Below are 15,491 nucleotides of genomic sequence, written 5' to 3'. Positions count from 1 at the left end.
CTGGACATTTATCCAGTATCAAAATACCATTTAATGAGTTATTTCCAATTAGGCTAAATCATTATCATGCAATGGATTATCGAACATCAGGCAACGCTTATTGCTGCTATTTCTGGCGCACTCGTCAGTGGCGGCGTCGTGGGTTGGTGGGTTAAACAGAAGCTCTCTTTTCAGCAGCGATTGCTCGAGCAGCAACTTGAGTCTGATCGTTTGTTGCATGAATCTCAGCAGTCACAGCTCAAATCCTCCTTAGCAGAGGCACAGCAAGAGCTCGATGAAATGGATGACGAGCGAGACAAAGCCGCATTTGAGCTTAAACAAGCACACGGTAAGGTGATGGCGGCGATGGAAAAGCTTCGCTACTTCGAAGCGGTCAAACAAGAACGACAGCAGTATGCCGATGAGATTAACGTACTGAAAGACCATAAGTCGGAGTTGGAGGCTGAACTGCGTGAGCAAGAAGCAAGGCACGATCAAGAGAACCTTGCTAACAGTGAAAAGCTGCAGCTCTTAGAGCAGGCTGAATCACGCCTAAAGCAGCAGTTCGAGCATCTCGCCAATCAGCTTTTTGAAACCAAAACCGCTAAGGTTGATCAGCAAAACAAGCAGAGTTTAGAAGGGTTACTCTCACCGCTAAGAGAGCAACTAGAAGGCTTCAAGAAGCAAGTTAACGATAGCTTTAGCCAAGAAGCTAAAGAGCGTCATACCTTAGTGCATGAACTAAAAAACCTGCAGCGCCTTAATGAAAGCATGACTCGTGAAGCGGTTAACCTAACGCAGGCGCTCAAGGGTGACAACAAACAGCAAGGTAACTGGGGTGAAGTGGTGCTGGCTCGTGTGCTTGCTGAGTCTGGTCTGCGAGAAGGGCACGAGTACCAAACGCAAGTGAACCTACAGAACGATGCAGGCAAGCGCTATCAGCCCGATGTGATTGTCCATTTGCCACAAGATAAGCAAGTGGTGGTCGATTCTAAAATGGCGTTGGTTGCTTTTGAGCGCTACTTCAATGCCGAAACCGATCAGCAGCGTGATGCCGCATTACGTGATCACTTGGTCTCACTGAGAGCGCACATCAAAGGCCTGAGCCAGAAGGATTATCATCAGCTTAAAGGCATCCAAAGCTTGGATTACGTACTGATGTTTATTCCCGTTGAACCTGCATTCCAAGTGGCGATTCAAGCTGACCCTAGCTTGGTGAAAGACGCGATGGAGCAAAACATCATCTTGGTCAGTCCAACTACTTTGCTGGTGGCACTGCGCACCATTGATAACTTGTGGCGCAATGAAAGACAGAACCAGAACGCGCAAGTGATTGCTGAGCGCGCAAGCAAGCTTTACGACAAGCTGCGTCTGTTTGTCGATGATATGGAAGGCCTTGGTAGTTCGCTAGATAGAGCCAATCAAAGCTATCAAGGTGCCATGAATAAGCTAGTAACAGGCCGTGGTAATGTGATTCGTCAGGCCGAAAGCTTCAAGCAACTTGGCGTTGAGGTGAAGAAACCTATCTCTATTGGTTTGGCAGAAATGGCGCAAAATGAGGCTTTTTCAGAAAATGCCCCCTTAGTAGAAAGACAACCCGCTGAGGATAAAGTAAACTAATCGGCCGCAGCGCCTCTAAACACAGAGTGTGCTGTCGATGAGAACTTACCATGGTAGATAACAGCATTATGGACACAAGCGTGCAGACAAATTCAGCAGTAGAGTCAGAAACCACACACTTTGGTTTCGAAACAGTCGCGAAAGACGAAAAAGTCGCGAAAGTAGCAGAGGTATTTCACTCTGTAGCCGCTAAATACGACATCATGAATGACTTAATGTCGGGTGGTGTTCACCGTTTGTGGAAACGATTCACGATTGATTGCAGTGGCGTTCGCCCTGGTCAACGTATTCTAGACCTTGGTGGTGGTACTGGTGACCTGACGGCGAAATTCTCGCGTATCGTTGGTGAAAAAGGCCATGTAGTTCTTGCTGATATCAACAATTCAATGCTGAATGTTGGCCGCGATAAACTGCGTGATAGCGGTATTGTTGGCAACGTACATTACGTACAAGCGAATGCTGAAGAGCTGCCTTTCCCAGACAACTATTTCGATTGCATTACTATCAGCTTCTGTCTGCGTAACGTAACCGATAAAGATAAAGCACTTCGCTCTATGTACCGTGTGCTTAAGCCGGGTGGTCGCCTATTGGTTCTAGAGTTTTCTAAGCCAGTGCTTGAGCCACTGTCTAAAGTATACGATGCGTACTCATTCCACCTATTGCCAAAAATGGGTGAGTTGATTGCTAACGATGCAGACAGCTACCGTTACCTTGCAGAATCTATCCGCATGCACCCAGACCAAGAAACGCTGGAAGGCATGATGCAAGAAGCCGGTTTTGAGAATACGAAATACTACAACCTAACGGGCGGCATTGTAGCGCTGCACCGAGGTTACAAGTTCTAGTTGAGCTTGGTAGCAAGCGCTTTGAGCGTGTTAGATAGAAAATAAGAATAAAGATAGAACGGATAGGTTAAGGCTTATCCGTTTTCAAAGGTAAGGACAGTCATGCCATTTGATCCATTGGTAACCGCGGTTATTGAAACCTCTTTGAATACGCTAGTAAACGATGATCCAGCATTGGTTCGTCGTTTGTCTCGTTTAAAAGGGCAGATCATTCAAGTCAATTTGAAAGAGTTGAATAAAACACTTACGTTCGTTTTTAGCCAACAAATTGATGTGTTGTCAGAATACGAGGGGCAACCTGATTGCTACTTATCTTTGAATCTATCTGTATTGCCAGAACTGCGTGAACAATCGAATATTACTAAGCTAATCAAGCAAGATAAGCTGATTTTGGACGGTGATATTCAGTTGGCACAGAAGTTTTCTCAGCTGATGACAGACTGCAAACCTGATTTGGAAGAGTGGTTGTCTCGCGTGACAGGTGATGTGGTAGCTCATACCTTGGTACAAGGCGTTAAGAACGTTGGTGGCCTTGTGGCAAAGCAGGCAACAAAACATCAGAATCACTTCGCTCAGGTTCTGACCGAGGAGTGGAAAATTGCCCCTGCGCCATTAGAGGTGGCACACTTTTGCGATCAGGTTGATGACGTAAAAAGCTCAGCAGCACGCCTAGAAGCTAAGTTGAACGCGCTGTTGGAGAAAGCATGACCCCAACAGAACTGAAACGTCTTTATCATATTATCAAGGTACAGTTGGAATATGGCCTTGATGAATTGATGCCAGAGCACCAACTGACCAAAGCGCCTCTGTTGGCGAGAAAGTCACTGTTTTGGATTAAGAACAAGCACAAAGATAAAGAGTTAGGGCATCGTCTACGTCTGGCTTTGCAAGAGCTAGGGCCAGTGTGGATCAAGTTTGGACAGATGATGTCGACACGTCGTGATCTGTTCCCCCCTCATATCGCTGATCAGTTGGCACTTTTGCAAGACCAAGTGGCGCCGTTTGATGGTGAATTGGCTAAGCAAGATATGGAGAAGGCTCTGGGTGGCAGTTTAGATAACTGGTTTACCGACTTCGATATTGAACCACTTGCTTCAGCGTCCATCGCTCAGGTGCATACTGCGAAGTTAAAAGAGAATGGCCGAGAGGTGGTTCTGAAGGTAATTCGACCAGATATTCGCCCGGTGATTGATGCAGATCTAAAACTGATGCATCGAATGGCGAGTATAGTCGCTAAGTCGCTTCCTGAAGCACGTCGTTTAAGACCGGTTGAAGTCGTTCATGAGTACGAAAAAACCTTACTTGATGAATTGGACCTACGCCGAGAGGCTGCAAATGCCATTCAACTGCGTCGCAATTTTGAAGGCAGCGAAGAGTTATACGTTCCTGAGGTGATTCCTGATTTAAGCAGCGAAACCTTGATGGTATCGGAGCGTATCTACGGTATTCAGGTTTCGGATGTCGAGACCTTAAAAGCCAACGGCACCAACATGAAACTGCTGGCGGAACGTGGTGTGACAGTATTCTTCACCCAAGTTTTCCGAGACAGCTTTTTCCATGCTGACATGCACCCGGGCAACGTGTTCGTTAACCCAGAAAATCCAGATAACCCTCAGTGGATTGGTCTCGATTGTGGCATTGTCGGCACACTTAACAGTGAAGATAAGCGTTATTTAGCTGAAAACTTGCTGGCTTTCTTCAACCGAGATTACCGTAAAGTTGCAGAACTGCACGTTGATTCGGGGTGGGTGCCGCATGATACCAACGTTAATGACTTCGAGTTCGCGATCCGCATGGTGTGTGAGCCGATCTTTGCCAAGCCACTTGGTGAGATCTCATTTGGCCATGTGTTGCTAAACTTATTTAATACAGCAAGGCGTTTCAACATGGAGGTTCAGCCTCAGTTGGTATTGCTGCAAAAGACCTTGTTGTATGTTGAAGGATTGGGTCGTCAGTTGTATCCGCAACTCGATTTGTGGGAAACCGCGAAGCCTTTCCTTGAAACCTGGATGATGAATCAGGTGGGGCCGCAAGCTGTGATTAACGCAGTGAAAGAGCGCGCGCCATTCTGGGCAGAAAAACTGCCAGAGCTGCCAGAGTTACTTTATGACAGCTTGCGCCAAGGTAAAGCGATGAACCATAGAATGGATCAGCTTTATCAAGGTTACCGAGAGAGTAAGCGTCAGCAAGCAACTGGAAAGTTTTTGTTTGGCGTTGGAGCCACTTTAGTCGTATGCTCCGCAATATTAGTTTCAAGCCCTTATGAGCAGCTATCTATGGGCTGTGGCATCGCAGGTGTCACATTTTGGCTGCTTAGTTGGCGAGCTTACCGTCGTTAGACAGTAGACTCTCTTTATATTTTTTTGTGTAGACAGACCCGAGGACAATGACAATGGGTGGTATCAGTATTTGGCAACTTCTAATCATTGCTGTAATTGTAATTTTGCTATTCGGAACAAAGAAACTGCGCGGTATGGGCGGTGACTTAGGTTCAGCGGTTAAAGGCTTCAAGAAAGCAATGAGCGATGATGAAAAGCCTGCAGATAAGAAAGACGCAGACTTCGAACCAAAGAATATTGAACAGCAGAAGACAGAAGCGACTGCTGAAACAAAGAAAGACAAAGAGCAGGCGTAAATCGTGTTTGATATCGGTTTTTGGGAACTGGTATTAATATCTGTCGTTGGGTTAGTGGTTCTAGGGCCTGAGCGTTTGCCTGTGGCAATTCGCAGTGTATCCAAGTTTGTGGGTGCGGCGAAAAGTATGGCAAACAGTGTGAAAGATGAACTTTCTCACGAGCTTAAGGTGCAAGAGCTACAAGAAAATCTACGCAAGGCCGAACAAATGGGTATGGAAGATTTATCTCCAGACCTTAAAGCGTCAGTCGATGAACTAAAGCAGGCCGCTGCTGAAGTTCAACGTCCATACGCTAAGCCTGAGTCTGATAAGCCGAGTGAGACTACACCTAGTGTCACGGAAACTGTGGAATCTGAAACCATTCAGGTTAACAGTGAAGCTTCAGCACCGTCAGATAAAAAAGCCGAATAGTCTCGCAAGGAGGGGTCGCCAGATATACGCGACTCCTTTTCGATCTTCCTGTTTAAGAGGTTTGAAATGTCTTCGACTGAGCAGACACAGCCTTTAATTAGCCATCTTCTAGAACTCCGTAATCGACTACTACGATCGATTCTCGCCGTTCTAGTGGTGTTTATCGGGCTAATTTATTTTGCTAATGATATTTATGAATTCGTATCCGCACCTTTGGTAGATCGTCTACCTGAAGGGGCGACGATGATCGCAACCGATGTTGCATCGCCATTTTTCACACCTTTGAAACTAACGTTAATTTCCGCTGTGTTTGTCGCGGTACCGTTTATTTTGTATCAGGTGTGGGCTTTTGTGGCTCCGGGTTTGTACAAGCATGAGAAGCGCTTGATCATGCCACTTTTGGCTTCAAGTTCTCTGCTGTTTTACTGTGGTGTGGCGTTTGCTTACTTCGTGGTATTCCCATTGGTATTCAGCTTCTTTACGGCTATCTCGTTAGGGCAGGTAGAGTTTGCGACGGACATATCGAGTTATCTTGATTTTGTACTCGCGCTGTTCTTTGCTTTTGGTATTGCCTTTGAAGTACCAGTGGCGATCATCTTGTTGTGTTGGACGGGTGCAACGACACCTAAAGCGCTAGCTGAGAAGCGCCCTTACATTGTCGTGGGTGCTTTTATTATCGGTATGATGCTGACACCGCCAGATATGATTTCTCAAACACTGTTGGCGATTCCAATGTGTATCTTGTTTGAAATCGGTCTGTTCTTCGCTCGCTTCTATGTGCGCAAGCCAGACGGCGATGAAGAGGAAGAAGCAGAATCGTAAGTTAGAGCTCTGCAGTAAAAATCTCATAATAAAAAAGCGGCCCTGGGCCGCTTTTTTATTATGTCTGATTATCGAATCTTCAACTGATAGCCACAGTTTTGACATACATAGAGCTCTTTGATGCCCAAAATTTTATGCCATAGGGTTCGATGTTGACGTTGCAAGTGTTGTGAATGGTCACACATAATCAACTACCTCCATATGCAGATGGTTGATAATATACACATCACTGCGTATTAACAAATGAATTTTATTGAAAACAATAGAAATCGATTTCGGTTTTATTTACAAATTAAACAATGATTTAGCGTTGTTTGTTGTAATCGCTTCAACCTCTTCTAGAGTGATACCTCGTAGGTCTGCAATACGCTTGGCGACTAGTTCTGTGTACGCTGGTTCATTGCGTTTACCACGGTTTGGCGCTGGCGCTAAGTAAGGGCAGTCCGTTTCTAAGATAACGTAGTCCATATCTAGGTGTGGAATGACTTTATCCATACCTGAATTCTTAAAGGTCGAAACACCCCCTAAACCAAGGTGGAAGCCGAGTGCATTGATCGCTTGAGCTTCTTCTAGGCTGCTGCCAAAGCAGTGAAATACACCACGTAAGCTGCCGTCTTGCTCTTGTTTTAGTAGAGCCAGAGTCTCTTCTATTGAATCTCGAGTGTGGATCACCACCGGTAGGTCGAGTTCTTTTGCCCACTGCAGTTGGGTAACGAAAGCCATCTCTTGTTCGGCTTTAAAGGTTTTATCCCAGTAGAGATCGATACCGATTTCACCCACTGCGATAAAGTCGCGTTTATCGAACCAAGCACGAATGATCTTTAGTGTTTCTTCAATATTTCCATCCACATAACAGGGGTGTAAGCCCATCATTGAACGACATACTTCCGGAAATTGAGCTTCCGTTGCTAGCATTGGCTCGATAGATTCTAGGTCGATGTTTGGTAGTAGAATCGTATCAATACCTTGAGCCAGTGCGCGCTGCACCACTTGTTCGCGGTCTTCATCGAATTCGCTAGCGTAAATATGAGCATGGGTGTCGATCATTGTTTTGTCCTGAATGCGGTCTTTACTGAGTTGTCATGAGTATACGGCAGTGTGAGGAGAAGGTCATTTTTTGCCATTTCTCCCTGTTTTTGAGTGGGTTTTATATTTTACTGCTAGCGTCCTGAGCCATCAGTGATATGCTTTTGCCTGTATTTAGCACTTTTCATATCTAAGTATTTCGGTACTTAGACTAGGCAAGGAGAATCTAGTGTCTGTTTCAATTCAAGGTCAATTCCCAGGTCGCCGTATGCGCCGTATGCGTAAGCACGACTTTAGCCGTCGCCTAATGGCAGAAAATCAATTGTCTGTGGATGATCTAATCTACCCAATGTTTATCCTAATGGGTAAAGACCGCCGCGAGCCTGTAGAGTCTATGCCGGGTGTTGAACGCCTGTCGATCGACCTTATGCTTGAGGAAGCGGATTACCTTTCTAAATTGGGTGTTCCTGCGATTGCTCTATTCCCAGTCGTGAACCAAGATGCTAAAAGCTTATGCGCGGCTGAAGCCCATAACTCTGAAGGCTTGGTTCAGCGTGCTGTACGCTCACTAAAAGAACATGTGCCGAACATTGGCGTTATCACAGATGTCGCGCTAGACCCGTTCACCACCCATGGCCAAGATGGCATCATCGATGACGATGGTTACGTGATGAATGATGAGACAACAGAAGTGCTGATCAAACAGGCACTGTCTCACGCTGAAGCGGGTGCTGACGTGGTTGCCCCATCGGACATGATGGACGGTCGTATCGGTAAGATTCGTGAAGCGCTAGAAGAAGCGGGTTATATTCACACTCAAATCATGGCGTACTCTGCGAAATACGCGTCGTGCTACTACGGCCCATTCCGTGATGCTGTCGGCAGTGCGTCTAACCTGAAAGGTGGTAACAAGAAGAACTACCAGATGGATCCTGCAAACAGTGATGAAGCCATTCACGAAGTCGCTATGGATCTTAACGAAGGTGCGGACATGGTGATGGTGAAACCGGGCATGCCTTACCTAGATATCGTGCGTCGTGTGAAGCATGAGCTGCAAGCTCCGACGTATGCATACCAAGTGTCTGGCGAATACGCGATGCACAAAGCGGCGATTCAAAATGGCTGGCTGAAAGAGCGCGATACAGTAATGGAATCACTACTGTGCTTTAAGCGTGCTGGCGCGGATGGCATCCTAACTTACTTTGCTAAAGATGTAGCTGAGTGGCTAGCTGAAGACAATGCAAAGGCTGCTGAGCATTTAAGAGAAAAGTAACGACTTTAGGTTAAGTTAAAAGAGTATTTAAAGGGTTGGCCGTCGTGCCAACCCTTTCGTTTATGAGGGTGGAAAGTATGTCAGTCATCGTACGTGAAGGCTCGCTGGAAGAAGTGGTTTCGGTTGTTGAGCAGATTAATGAGTTTGCTCAAAAAGAGAGTGTGGCTTCTCTTTCACAACGCTTATCAGACAAAAAGGGTTTGATTTTAGTCGCGGAAGAAGCGGGCGTGCTACTGGGTTTTAAGATCGGCTATGAATTGGAGCCGAACACTTTTTACAGTTGGTTTGGTGGTGTATCGCCGCTCGCGAGAAACAAAGGAGTCGCACAGGCTCAATTAGATGTTCAGGAGCAGTGGGTGAAACAACAAGGCTACCAACAACTCAAAGTGAAATCGCGTAATCAGTTTCCTGCCATGTTACGTCTACTATTGAGGAATGGTTATCAGATCGAAAAACTGGAAGAAAAAGAGGATATTCGAGAACATCGCATTCACTTCGTAAAACAGTTATAGGTTTAATCAACGCGTTGAAGTCGTGGCATTAATCAGTCAATTAAAATTAAATGAGATTTATTATCATTTAGTGGTTGACTATTAAATGAGAATCATTATTATTAAACCTGTCTTAGGGAATGAGGAAATGTTCACAAGGATGTTAAGTAATCAAGTATCAACTTGGTTACCCAACAGAATTCTCGCGAACTTGTACTAAGTTCTTTTTGACACGACATTGCTCACATTGCTTCCAGTGTAATTTATAGCTTTTAGGTAAAGCTGTGGTATTCAATTTGAATGGCTTTACCGGTTTTTGCTAGGCGACATCTTCGGGTGTCGCTTTTTTTATGTCTACCATTTCAACAGGATGCATATTTAGTAGCACGTATTTTTATGAATAAAACGCCATCAGCATTCTTTTCCACAATGCAAGATCTTAAAAAGATCGTTGATCATCTGTTCGATCTGTAAATTTTTGCTTTATTTTCAATGGTTTGTTTGTGTTTTCTGCTTTATCTGTCTTAGTTCTCAACAGGGTGGATAAATAATATAAACAGAGTTATCCACAGAACGCCTGTATCTAAGAACAAAAAATAACAACAAATTGATTATATCGAACACAACCGAGTGAACGGATACGGATCGACAACGTGGAATCCAACCAACAGACGTGGCATTCTTAACAGATAATTTCTGTACTTACTGGATACACAAACATTATGGCTCGTATTCCTGATAATCCATTGATTCTGATCGATGGCTCTTCTTACTTATATCGCGCGTTTCATGCTTACCCTGGCACCATGAGCAATGGTGATATCCCAACTAACGCGGTTTACGGTGTAGTTAACATGCTGCGCAGCATGATGCGTCAATTTGCTTCTGATCGTATTGCGGTTATTTTTGATGCGAAAGGAAAGACGTTCCGTGATGACATGTACCCAGAGTACAAGGCTAACCGTCCACCTATGCCGGATGATCTGCGTTGCCAGATCGAACCTTTGCACAACGTGATTCGTGCTATGGGTCTGCCACTTATCTCGATCCCTGGCGTTGAAGCGGATGACGTGATCGGTACGCTGGCTTCGCAAGCATCTAAAGCGGGCATGCCGGTTTTGATCAGTACTGGCGATAAAGATATGGCCCAACTGGTTGATGACAACGTTACTTTGATCAACACCATGACTAACGTAGTGATGGATCGCGAAGGTGTTATCGAGAAATTTGGCATCCCACCTGAACTTATCATCGATTACCTTGCTCTGATGGGTGATAAAGTGGATAACATTCCTGGCGTACCAGGTGTCGGTGACAAAACAGCAACAGCTCTACTGCAAGGCATTGGTAGCATCGAGAAGTTGTACCAAAACCTAGATGATATTGCAGCGCTTGGTTTCCGTGGTTCTAAGACGATGGCTAAGAAGCTTATCGACAATAAAGACAACGCTGAAATGTCTTACCAACTGGCGACGATTAAACTGGATGTTGAGCTTGAAGAGACACCAGAGTCACTCGTAAAAACCCAACCAAACACCGATGAGCTAATTAAGCTATATGGTCAACTGGTCTTCAAATCTTGGCTAAATGAACTCCTTGAGGGTGGTACTGGTGTCGTTGAAGCTGATGAGAAATCTGGCGCTGTACGTAGCAGTGGTTCGTCTGCAGCCTCAACCGTTGAAATGAATACTTCAGCAGTGACGATTGATCGTAGCAAGTACGAAACCATTCTTGATGAAGAGACTTTCAACGCTTGGCTAGAAAAGCTGAAAGCGGCAGAGGTGTTTGCTTTTGACACTGAGACAGACAGCCTAGATTACATGGTGGCTAACCTGGTTGGTCTATCGTTCGCAACTGAAGAAGGTGTTGCCGCTTACGTACCGGTTGCTCATGACTACCTAGACGCACCACAACAGCTGGATCGCGATTGGGTACTAGAGCAGCTTAAGCCGATTCTTGAAGATGATGCACAAGCTAAAGTGGGTCAAAACCTCAAGTACGATATGAGCGTCTTAGCGCGCTACGGTATTGAGATGAAAGGCATCAAGCATGACACCATGCTAGCGTCTTACGTTTTCAATAGCGTTGGCGGTAAGCATGATATGGACAGCTTGGCGTTGCGTTTCCTACAACATAGCTGCATCTCGTTCGAGCAGATTGCAGGTAAAGGTAAGAAACAACTGACGTTCAATCAGATTGAGCTGGGTGAAGCTTCTCCATATGCGGCTGAAGATGCTGATGTAACACTGCGTCTGCATAATCGCTTAATGGAAAACATTGAGCAAGACGAAAAGCTAAAAGCGATCTATGAAGAGATCGAAGTACCGCTGATTCCAGTCATGTCTCGCATTGAACGTACCGGTGTATTCGTTGATGACATGTTGCTAGGTGCACAGTCACAAGAGATTGCGGTTCGTCTTGATGAGCTAGAACAAAAAGCTTACGAGATTGCTGAGCAAGAGTTCAACATGAACTCCCCGAAACAGCTGCAAGCGATTCTGTTCGAGAAAATGGGCCTGCCTGTTATCAAGAAAACGCCATCTGGTTCGCCTTCAACCAATGAAGAAGTACTACAGGAACTTGCGCTAGATTACCCGCTACCTAAATTGATCATTGAGTATCGTGGTCTTGCGAAACTGAAGTCTACTTACACCGATAAGCTGCCGAAGATGATCAATGCTGAAACGGGTCGTGTTCATACTTCGTATCATCAAGCGGTAACGGCGACAGGTCGTTTGTCTTCGACCGATCCAAACCTACAGAACATCCCAATTCGTAATGAAGAAGGCCGTCGTATCCGCCAAGCATTCGTTGCACAGCACGGTTGGAAGATTCTAGCGGTCGATTACTCTCAAATTGAATTGCGTATCATGGCGCACCTATCGGGTGATAAAGCGCTTCTGGAAGCTTTCCAACAAGGCAAAGATATCCACGCGGCAACCGCAGCTGAGATCATTGGCGTTAATATTGAGGATGTGACTTCTGAGCAACGTCGTCGTGCTAAAGCGGTTAACTTCGGTCTTATCTACGGCATGAGTGCCTTTGGCTTGGCTAAGCAGCTAGGTATTCCTCGTGGTGAAGCACAGCACTACATGGATACTTACTTCGAGCGTTACCCTGGTGTGATGCAGTACATGGAAGACACACGCAGCGCAGCTTCAGAGCAGGGCTTCGTTGAAACCATTTACGGTCGTCGTCTGCACCTACCTGAAATTCAATCTCGTAATGGCATGCGTCGTAAGGCAGCTGAGCGTGCAGCGATCAACGCGCCAATGCAAGGTACAGCCGCAGACATCATTAAGAAAGCGATGCTGTTGGTGGATGAGTGGATTCAAGCGGAAGGTGATGGCCGAGTTAAGCTATTGATGCAAGTACACGATGAATTGGTATTTGAAGTGGAAGAGTCATCTTTAGCCGAAATTGAAAGTAAAGTACAAGAATTGATGGAATCTGCTGCTGACCTAGATGTACCGCTTGTTGCGGAAGCGGGTCACGGTGACAACTGGGATCAAGCCCACTAATCAGTTTTTGACCTTATTGAGCAAATTAGTATGAGCCAGTGCACAAACACTGGCTTTTTTTTGTCTCGAATAAAGTTCAATCCCACAAAGGGTTTAAGTGTTTTAATAAAACATTCATGAAAAAAAACTACAAAAATTGTTTTCATTTCTGAGCAATTGTTGTACATTAAATCTCGTAGGGTACAGAGGTAAGATGTTCTATCTTTCAGACCTTTTGTTTCACGTTATTGGATTAGGCTGATTCAGCCGCCCCAGTCAGTATTTGACTGGGGCGTTTTTTCTTGTGCGAAAGAAAAATATTTCCAACCTACCATTCCCCTGAAAAATGCTTCATTTCTAGTGCTTTTGTTACGCTTTTTAAGTGCCTTCTTTATCTATTCCATTCGTTGTGAATTTGGAATTCAATCAGCAATTGGTAATTTAAATCCACACATAAAATGATTGTTTTATCATTTGAAATAACTTTTATTTTACAAAGTGCCGATAAAGGATTGATCGCTCGCGCCTTATTTATCAGTGCATTGAGTGGGTGAATGCTCAATATAGTCCATGATTTTCTGTTGTTTTTCTGTGCTGTATTTGAGGGCTTCGGCGGTGATCTGTATGGACTGCGCCATTGAAGAGATATTGTTGGTCGCTTTTACCAAGGTTTGCTGCATAGGCTTCAAGATCAGTAGGTAAATCGCGGTTAGGGCGATAATAATCACACCCACAACGGCAACCAACGCGATGATGATTTTGGTTTGGATATCATCGATCAGCGTTTGGCTTGTTTGCTTAAAGGCGACGCGTGATTGGTCTAAGGCTTGTGGCAGTTGCTTGAGCGAGGTTTTGGTGGTGTCGGCGAGTTTGTTAATGCTTTCAACCGTTTGATTAAGCGCCAGTTGTTGTTCGTCACTAAGGTTAGGGTTATTAACGATGGCTTGCAGTGACTGAGATATCACCTCCAGAGATTGGCTCGCATCTTGAGCATACCTCTCCATGCCATCAAGGTCTAAAGTCATATCAACGTTGATCAGTGGCGTTTCCGTTGCTTCTTTTTCAGAGGCGAGTCCTGAAAATGAAACCATTATCAGCGCTATTACGATTAGGGGCATTTTCCACATGAGTGTTCCTTTCTCATTGTACTGTTTATAAAAGTTTGTCTTTTAGTATGGTTCACTTCTGTTGTTTGTAACGGGTTTATCTTACTTTTTATTCTCGGTTTTAGAGTTTAACCCGCTAATTTATAGACAAAAAAATACCCCACCTATATAAGGCAGGGTATTGATAAGGTGCGATCCCTTGGAGTCGCGATCGATTCGCTATGTGTTCCCTCTATATAAAGAGGCTACTCTGAATCGTTGTGTTCTTCGCTTTCTAGTTCGTCGATGAGTTGATCAGCAAGCGCTGGCGCGAACCATTCATCCATCTTGTTACGCAGTTGGTCAACACCAATGCCTTTCAGTGAAGAGAAAACATCAACAGCGACATCACCACCGAAAGATTGCGCATCTTTACGAATCTTCAGCAGCTGTGCTTTACGTGCACCTTGCTTCAGCTTGTCGGCTTTAGTTAGCAGCACTTGTACTGGAATACGGCTATCAATGGCCCAGAAAATCATTTGTTGGTCTAGGTCTTTCATTGGGTGGCGAATGTCCATCAATACCACCAAACCTTTCAACGATTCACGTTTTTGAAGGTATTCACCTAGCGACTTCTGCCACTTTTTCTTCATCTCAAGCGGTACTTGAGCAAAACCATATCCAGGTAAATCGACGATATGACAACCGTCCGTCACCTTAAATAGGTTAATAAGCTGAGTACGACCAGGTGTTTTACTGGTTTTCGCCAAGCTTTTTTGGTTTGTAACGCGATTTAACGCGCTAGATTTACCAGCATTGGAGCGTCCTGCAAACGCAATTTCGATCCCTTCGTCTTCTGGTAAGTGACGAATATCAGGTGCACTGGTAATGAAATGCGTGTTTTGATAATGAATTTTTACGCTCACTGTTAACTCCATCTCGACTTTGTGTAGTCGATTGATTACTTTTTTGTGAATTTGTGTAAAATAACCGTGCTCGGCATAAGGTCGCCTATTGTACCATGAGTGGCAACATAGAGTGGTACTGGAAGCTTGATAATTATAATGGAATGTCATGAAGAAATTAGCGCTAATTTTGAGTCTTTTAGCCAGCTGCTCAGTATGGGCTCAAGGTAGTATTGAAGCTGGTAAAGCCAAATCACAAACATGTGTTGCCTGCCACGGTGCTGACGGCAACAGTCTGATCACTCAGTACCCTAAGTTGGCTGGCCAACATGAGAAGTACCTAGAGAAGCAGTTAAAAGAGCTTAAGCTAGGTATGACAAGTGGTGGTAAGCAAGGTCGTAATGAACCTGTAATGGGTGCAATGGCGATGCCTCTGTCTGAACAAGACATGGCTGACCTAGCGGCATACTACGCATCTCTGCCAATCTCTAACAACTCTACTCCTGAGAACGTAGTTGAAGAAGGTAAGATCCTATACACAGCGGGCAACGCAGAGCGCGGCCTAACAGCGTGTATCGCTTGTCACGGCCCTCGTGGTAACGGCACCGAGCTGTCAGGCTTCCCTAAAATTTCAGGCCAACACGCAGAATACATCAAGGCTCAACTTGAAAAATTCCGCGATGGTAGCCGTAATAACGACATGAATGCGATGATGCGTGATGTAGCTAAAAAGTTAACAGACGCAGAAATTGATACCTTATCGAAGTACGTTGGTGGTCTACACTAATTTGTCGGTTTCTCGCTCTTAGCCAGAGTGAAGAAATGTACGTTCGAGCGAGATTGAAGAAGACGCCCCGATCAGAAATGATTGGGGCGTTTTCTTTTTTCAGGCTTCACCA

14 protein-coding genes are annotated in these 15,491 nt (G+C 45.0%); 11 read left to right on the top strand and 3 right to left on the bottom strand.

Going from position 1 to position 15,491, the window contains the following annotated elements; genetic code table 11:
• The first annotated feature begins 66 nt into the window (after positions 1-66).
• The 7 genes from rmuC to tatC all read left to right on the top strand — a co-directional run bounded on the left by rmuC (position 67) and on the right by tatC (position 6,312).
• Positions 67-1,599, top strand: a complete 1,533-nt coding sequence (gene rmuC, locus L0991_12970) for a DNA recombination protein RmuC (GenBank protein XGB62286.1) — start codon at positions 67-69, stop codon at positions 1,597-1,599.
• 65 nt (positions 1,600-1,664) lie between these two features.
• Positions 1,665-2,444 carry a bifunctional demethylmenaquinone methyltransferase/2-methoxy-6-polyprenyl-1,4-benzoquinol methylase UbiE gene (gene ubiE, locus L0991_12965; protein XGB63901.1) on the top strand — a complete coding sequence of 260 codons (780 nt, stop codon included), beginning with the start codon at positions 1,665-1,667 and terminating at the stop codon, positions 2,442-2,444.
• A 102-nt stretch (positions 2,445-2,546) separates the two neighbouring features.
• Entirely contained in the window at positions 2,547-3,152 is a 606-nt protein-coding gene (locus tag L0991_12960) for an SCP2 domain-containing protein (protein ID XGB62285.1), read from the top strand.
• Positions 3,149-4,783 carry a ubiquinone biosynthesis regulatory protein kinase UbiB gene (gene ubiB, locus L0991_12955; protein XGB62284.1) on the top strand — a complete coding sequence of 545 codons (1,635 nt, stop codon included), beginning with the start codon at positions 3,149-3,151 and terminating at the stop codon, positions 4,781-4,783. Before L0991_12960 ends, ubiB begins: the two co-directional genes overlap by 4 nt.
• 53 nt (positions 4,784-4,836) lie before the next feature.
• Entirely contained in the window at positions 4,837-5,079 is a 243-nt protein-coding gene (tatA, locus tag L0991_12950) for a Sec-independent protein translocase subunit TatA (protein ID XGB62283.1), read from the top strand.
• A 3-nt stretch (positions 5,080-5,082) separates the two neighbouring features.
• Positions 5,083-5,490, top strand: a complete 408-nt coding sequence (gene tatB, locus L0991_12945; protein ID XGB62282.1) for a Sec-independent protein translocase protein TatB — start codon at positions 5,083-5,085, stop codon at positions 5,488-5,490.
• Between the two features lie 66 nt (positions 5,491-5,556).
• Positions 5,557-6,312 carry a twin-arginine translocase subunit TatC gene (gene tatC / locus L0991_12940; GenBank protein XGB62281.1) on the top strand — a complete coding sequence of 252 codons (756 nt, stop codon included), beginning with the start codon at positions 5,557-5,559 and terminating at the stop codon, positions 6,310-6,312.
• A gap of 285 nt (positions 6,313-6,597) precedes the next feature.
• On the opposite strand, the gene L0991_12935 is transcribed toward tatC, so the two are convergent.
• Positions 6,598-7,359 carry a TatD family hydrolase gene (locus L0991_12935; GenBank protein XGB62280.1) on the bottom strand — a complete coding sequence of 254 codons (762 nt, stop codon included), beginning with the start codon at positions 7,357-7,359 and terminating at the stop codon, positions 6,598-6,600.
• Between the two features lie 208 nt (positions 7,360-7,567).
• Here L0991_12935 and hemB point away from each other — a divergent pair, with 208 nt between their 5' ends.
• From hemB to polA, 3 genes are all read left to right on the top strand, one after another.
• Positions 7,568-8,611 carry a porphobilinogen synthase gene (gene hemB, locus L0991_12930; protein ID XGB62279.1) on the top strand — a complete coding sequence of 348 codons (1,044 nt, stop codon included), beginning with the start codon at positions 7,568-7,570 and terminating at the stop codon, positions 8,609-8,611.
• A gap of 77 nt (positions 8,612-8,688) precedes the next feature.
• The gene (locus L0991_12925; protein ID XGB62278.1) at positions 8,689-9,123 is read left to right on the top strand and encodes a GNAT family N-acetyltransferase; all 435 of its coding nucleotides are present in this window, start codon (positions 8,689-8,691) and stop codon (positions 9,121-9,123) included.
• 701 nt (positions 9,124-9,824) lie between these two features.
• Entirely contained in the window at positions 9,825-12,623 is a 2,799-nt protein-coding gene (gene polA, locus L0991_12920) for a DNA polymerase I (protein ID XGB62277.1), read from the top strand.
• Positions 12,624-13,129: 506 nt separating this feature from the next.
• On the opposite strand, the gene L0991_12915 is transcribed toward polA, so the two are convergent.
• Both L0991_12915 and yihA read right to left on the bottom strand, forming a co-directional pair.
• On the bottom strand, positions 13,130-13,729 hold the full coding sequence (locus L0991_12915; protein XGB62276.1) for a GTP-binding protein: 600 nt from the start codon (positions 13,727-13,729) through the stop codon (positions 13,130-13,132).
• Positions 13,730-13,953: 224 nt separating this feature from the next.
• Positions 13,954-14,613 carry a ribosome biogenesis GTP-binding protein YihA/YsxC gene (gene yihA, locus L0991_12910; GenBank protein XGB62275.1) on the bottom strand — a complete coding sequence of 220 codons (660 nt, stop codon included), beginning with the start codon at positions 14,611-14,613 and terminating at the stop codon, positions 13,954-13,956.
• A gap of 148 nt (positions 14,614-14,761) precedes the next feature.
• Here yihA and L0991_12905 point away from each other — a divergent pair, with 148 nt between their 5' ends.
• Positions 14,762-15,379, top strand: a complete 618-nt coding sequence (locus L0991_12905; protein ID XGB62274.1) for a cytochrome c4 — start codon at positions 14,762-14,764, stop codon at positions 15,377-15,379.
• Positions 15,380-15,491 lie beyond the last annotated feature (112 nt).

The organism is Vibrio chagasii (assembly GCA_041879415.1).
Lineage (GTDB): Bacteria > Pseudomonadota > Gammaproteobacteria > Enterobacterales > Vibrionaceae > Vibrio.
The sequence above is the reverse complement of the archived record's forward strand: the minus strand, read 5'-3'. Positions and strand labels throughout refer to the sequence as shown.

Bases quoted from the DNA above. Each gene is read 5' to 3' on its own strand.
- ubiB (XGB62284.1), top strand. From the start codon at position 3,149: ATGACCCCAACAGAACTGAAACGTCTTTATCATATTATCAAGGTACAG.
- tatA (XGB62283.1), top strand. From the start codon at position 4,837: ATGGGTGGTATCAGTATTTGGCAACTTCTAATCATTGCTGTAATTGTA.
- tatC (XGB62281.1), top strand. From the start codon at position 5,557: ATGTCTTCGACTGAGCAGACACAGCCTTTAATTAGCCATCTTCTAGAA.
- L0991_12915 (XGB62276.1), bottom strand. From the start codon at position 13,729: ATGTGGAAAATGCCCCTAATCGTAATAGCGCTGATAATGGTTTCATTT.
- polA (XGB62277.1), top strand. From the start codon at position 9,825: ATGGCTCGTATTCCTGATAATCCATTGATTCTGATCGATGGCTCTTCT.
- L0991_12925 (XGB62278.1), top strand. From the start codon at position 8,689: ATGTCAGTCATCGTACGTGAAGGCTCGCTGGAAGAAGTGGTTTCGGTT.
- L0991_12905 (XGB62274.1), top strand. From the start codon at position 14,762: ATGAAGAAATTAGCGCTAATTTTGAGTCTTTTAGCCAGCTGCTCAGTA.
- rmuC (XGB62286.1), top strand. From the start codon at position 67: ATGCAATGGATTATCGAACATCAGGCAACGCTTATTGCTGCTATTTCT.
- L0991_12960 (XGB62285.1), top strand. From the start codon at position 2,547: ATGCCATTTGATCCATTGGTAACCGCGGTTATTGAAACCTCTTTGAAT.
- L0991_12935 (XGB62280.1), bottom strand. From the start codon at position 7,359: ATGATCGACACCCATGCTCATATTTACGCTAGCGAATTCGATGAAGAC.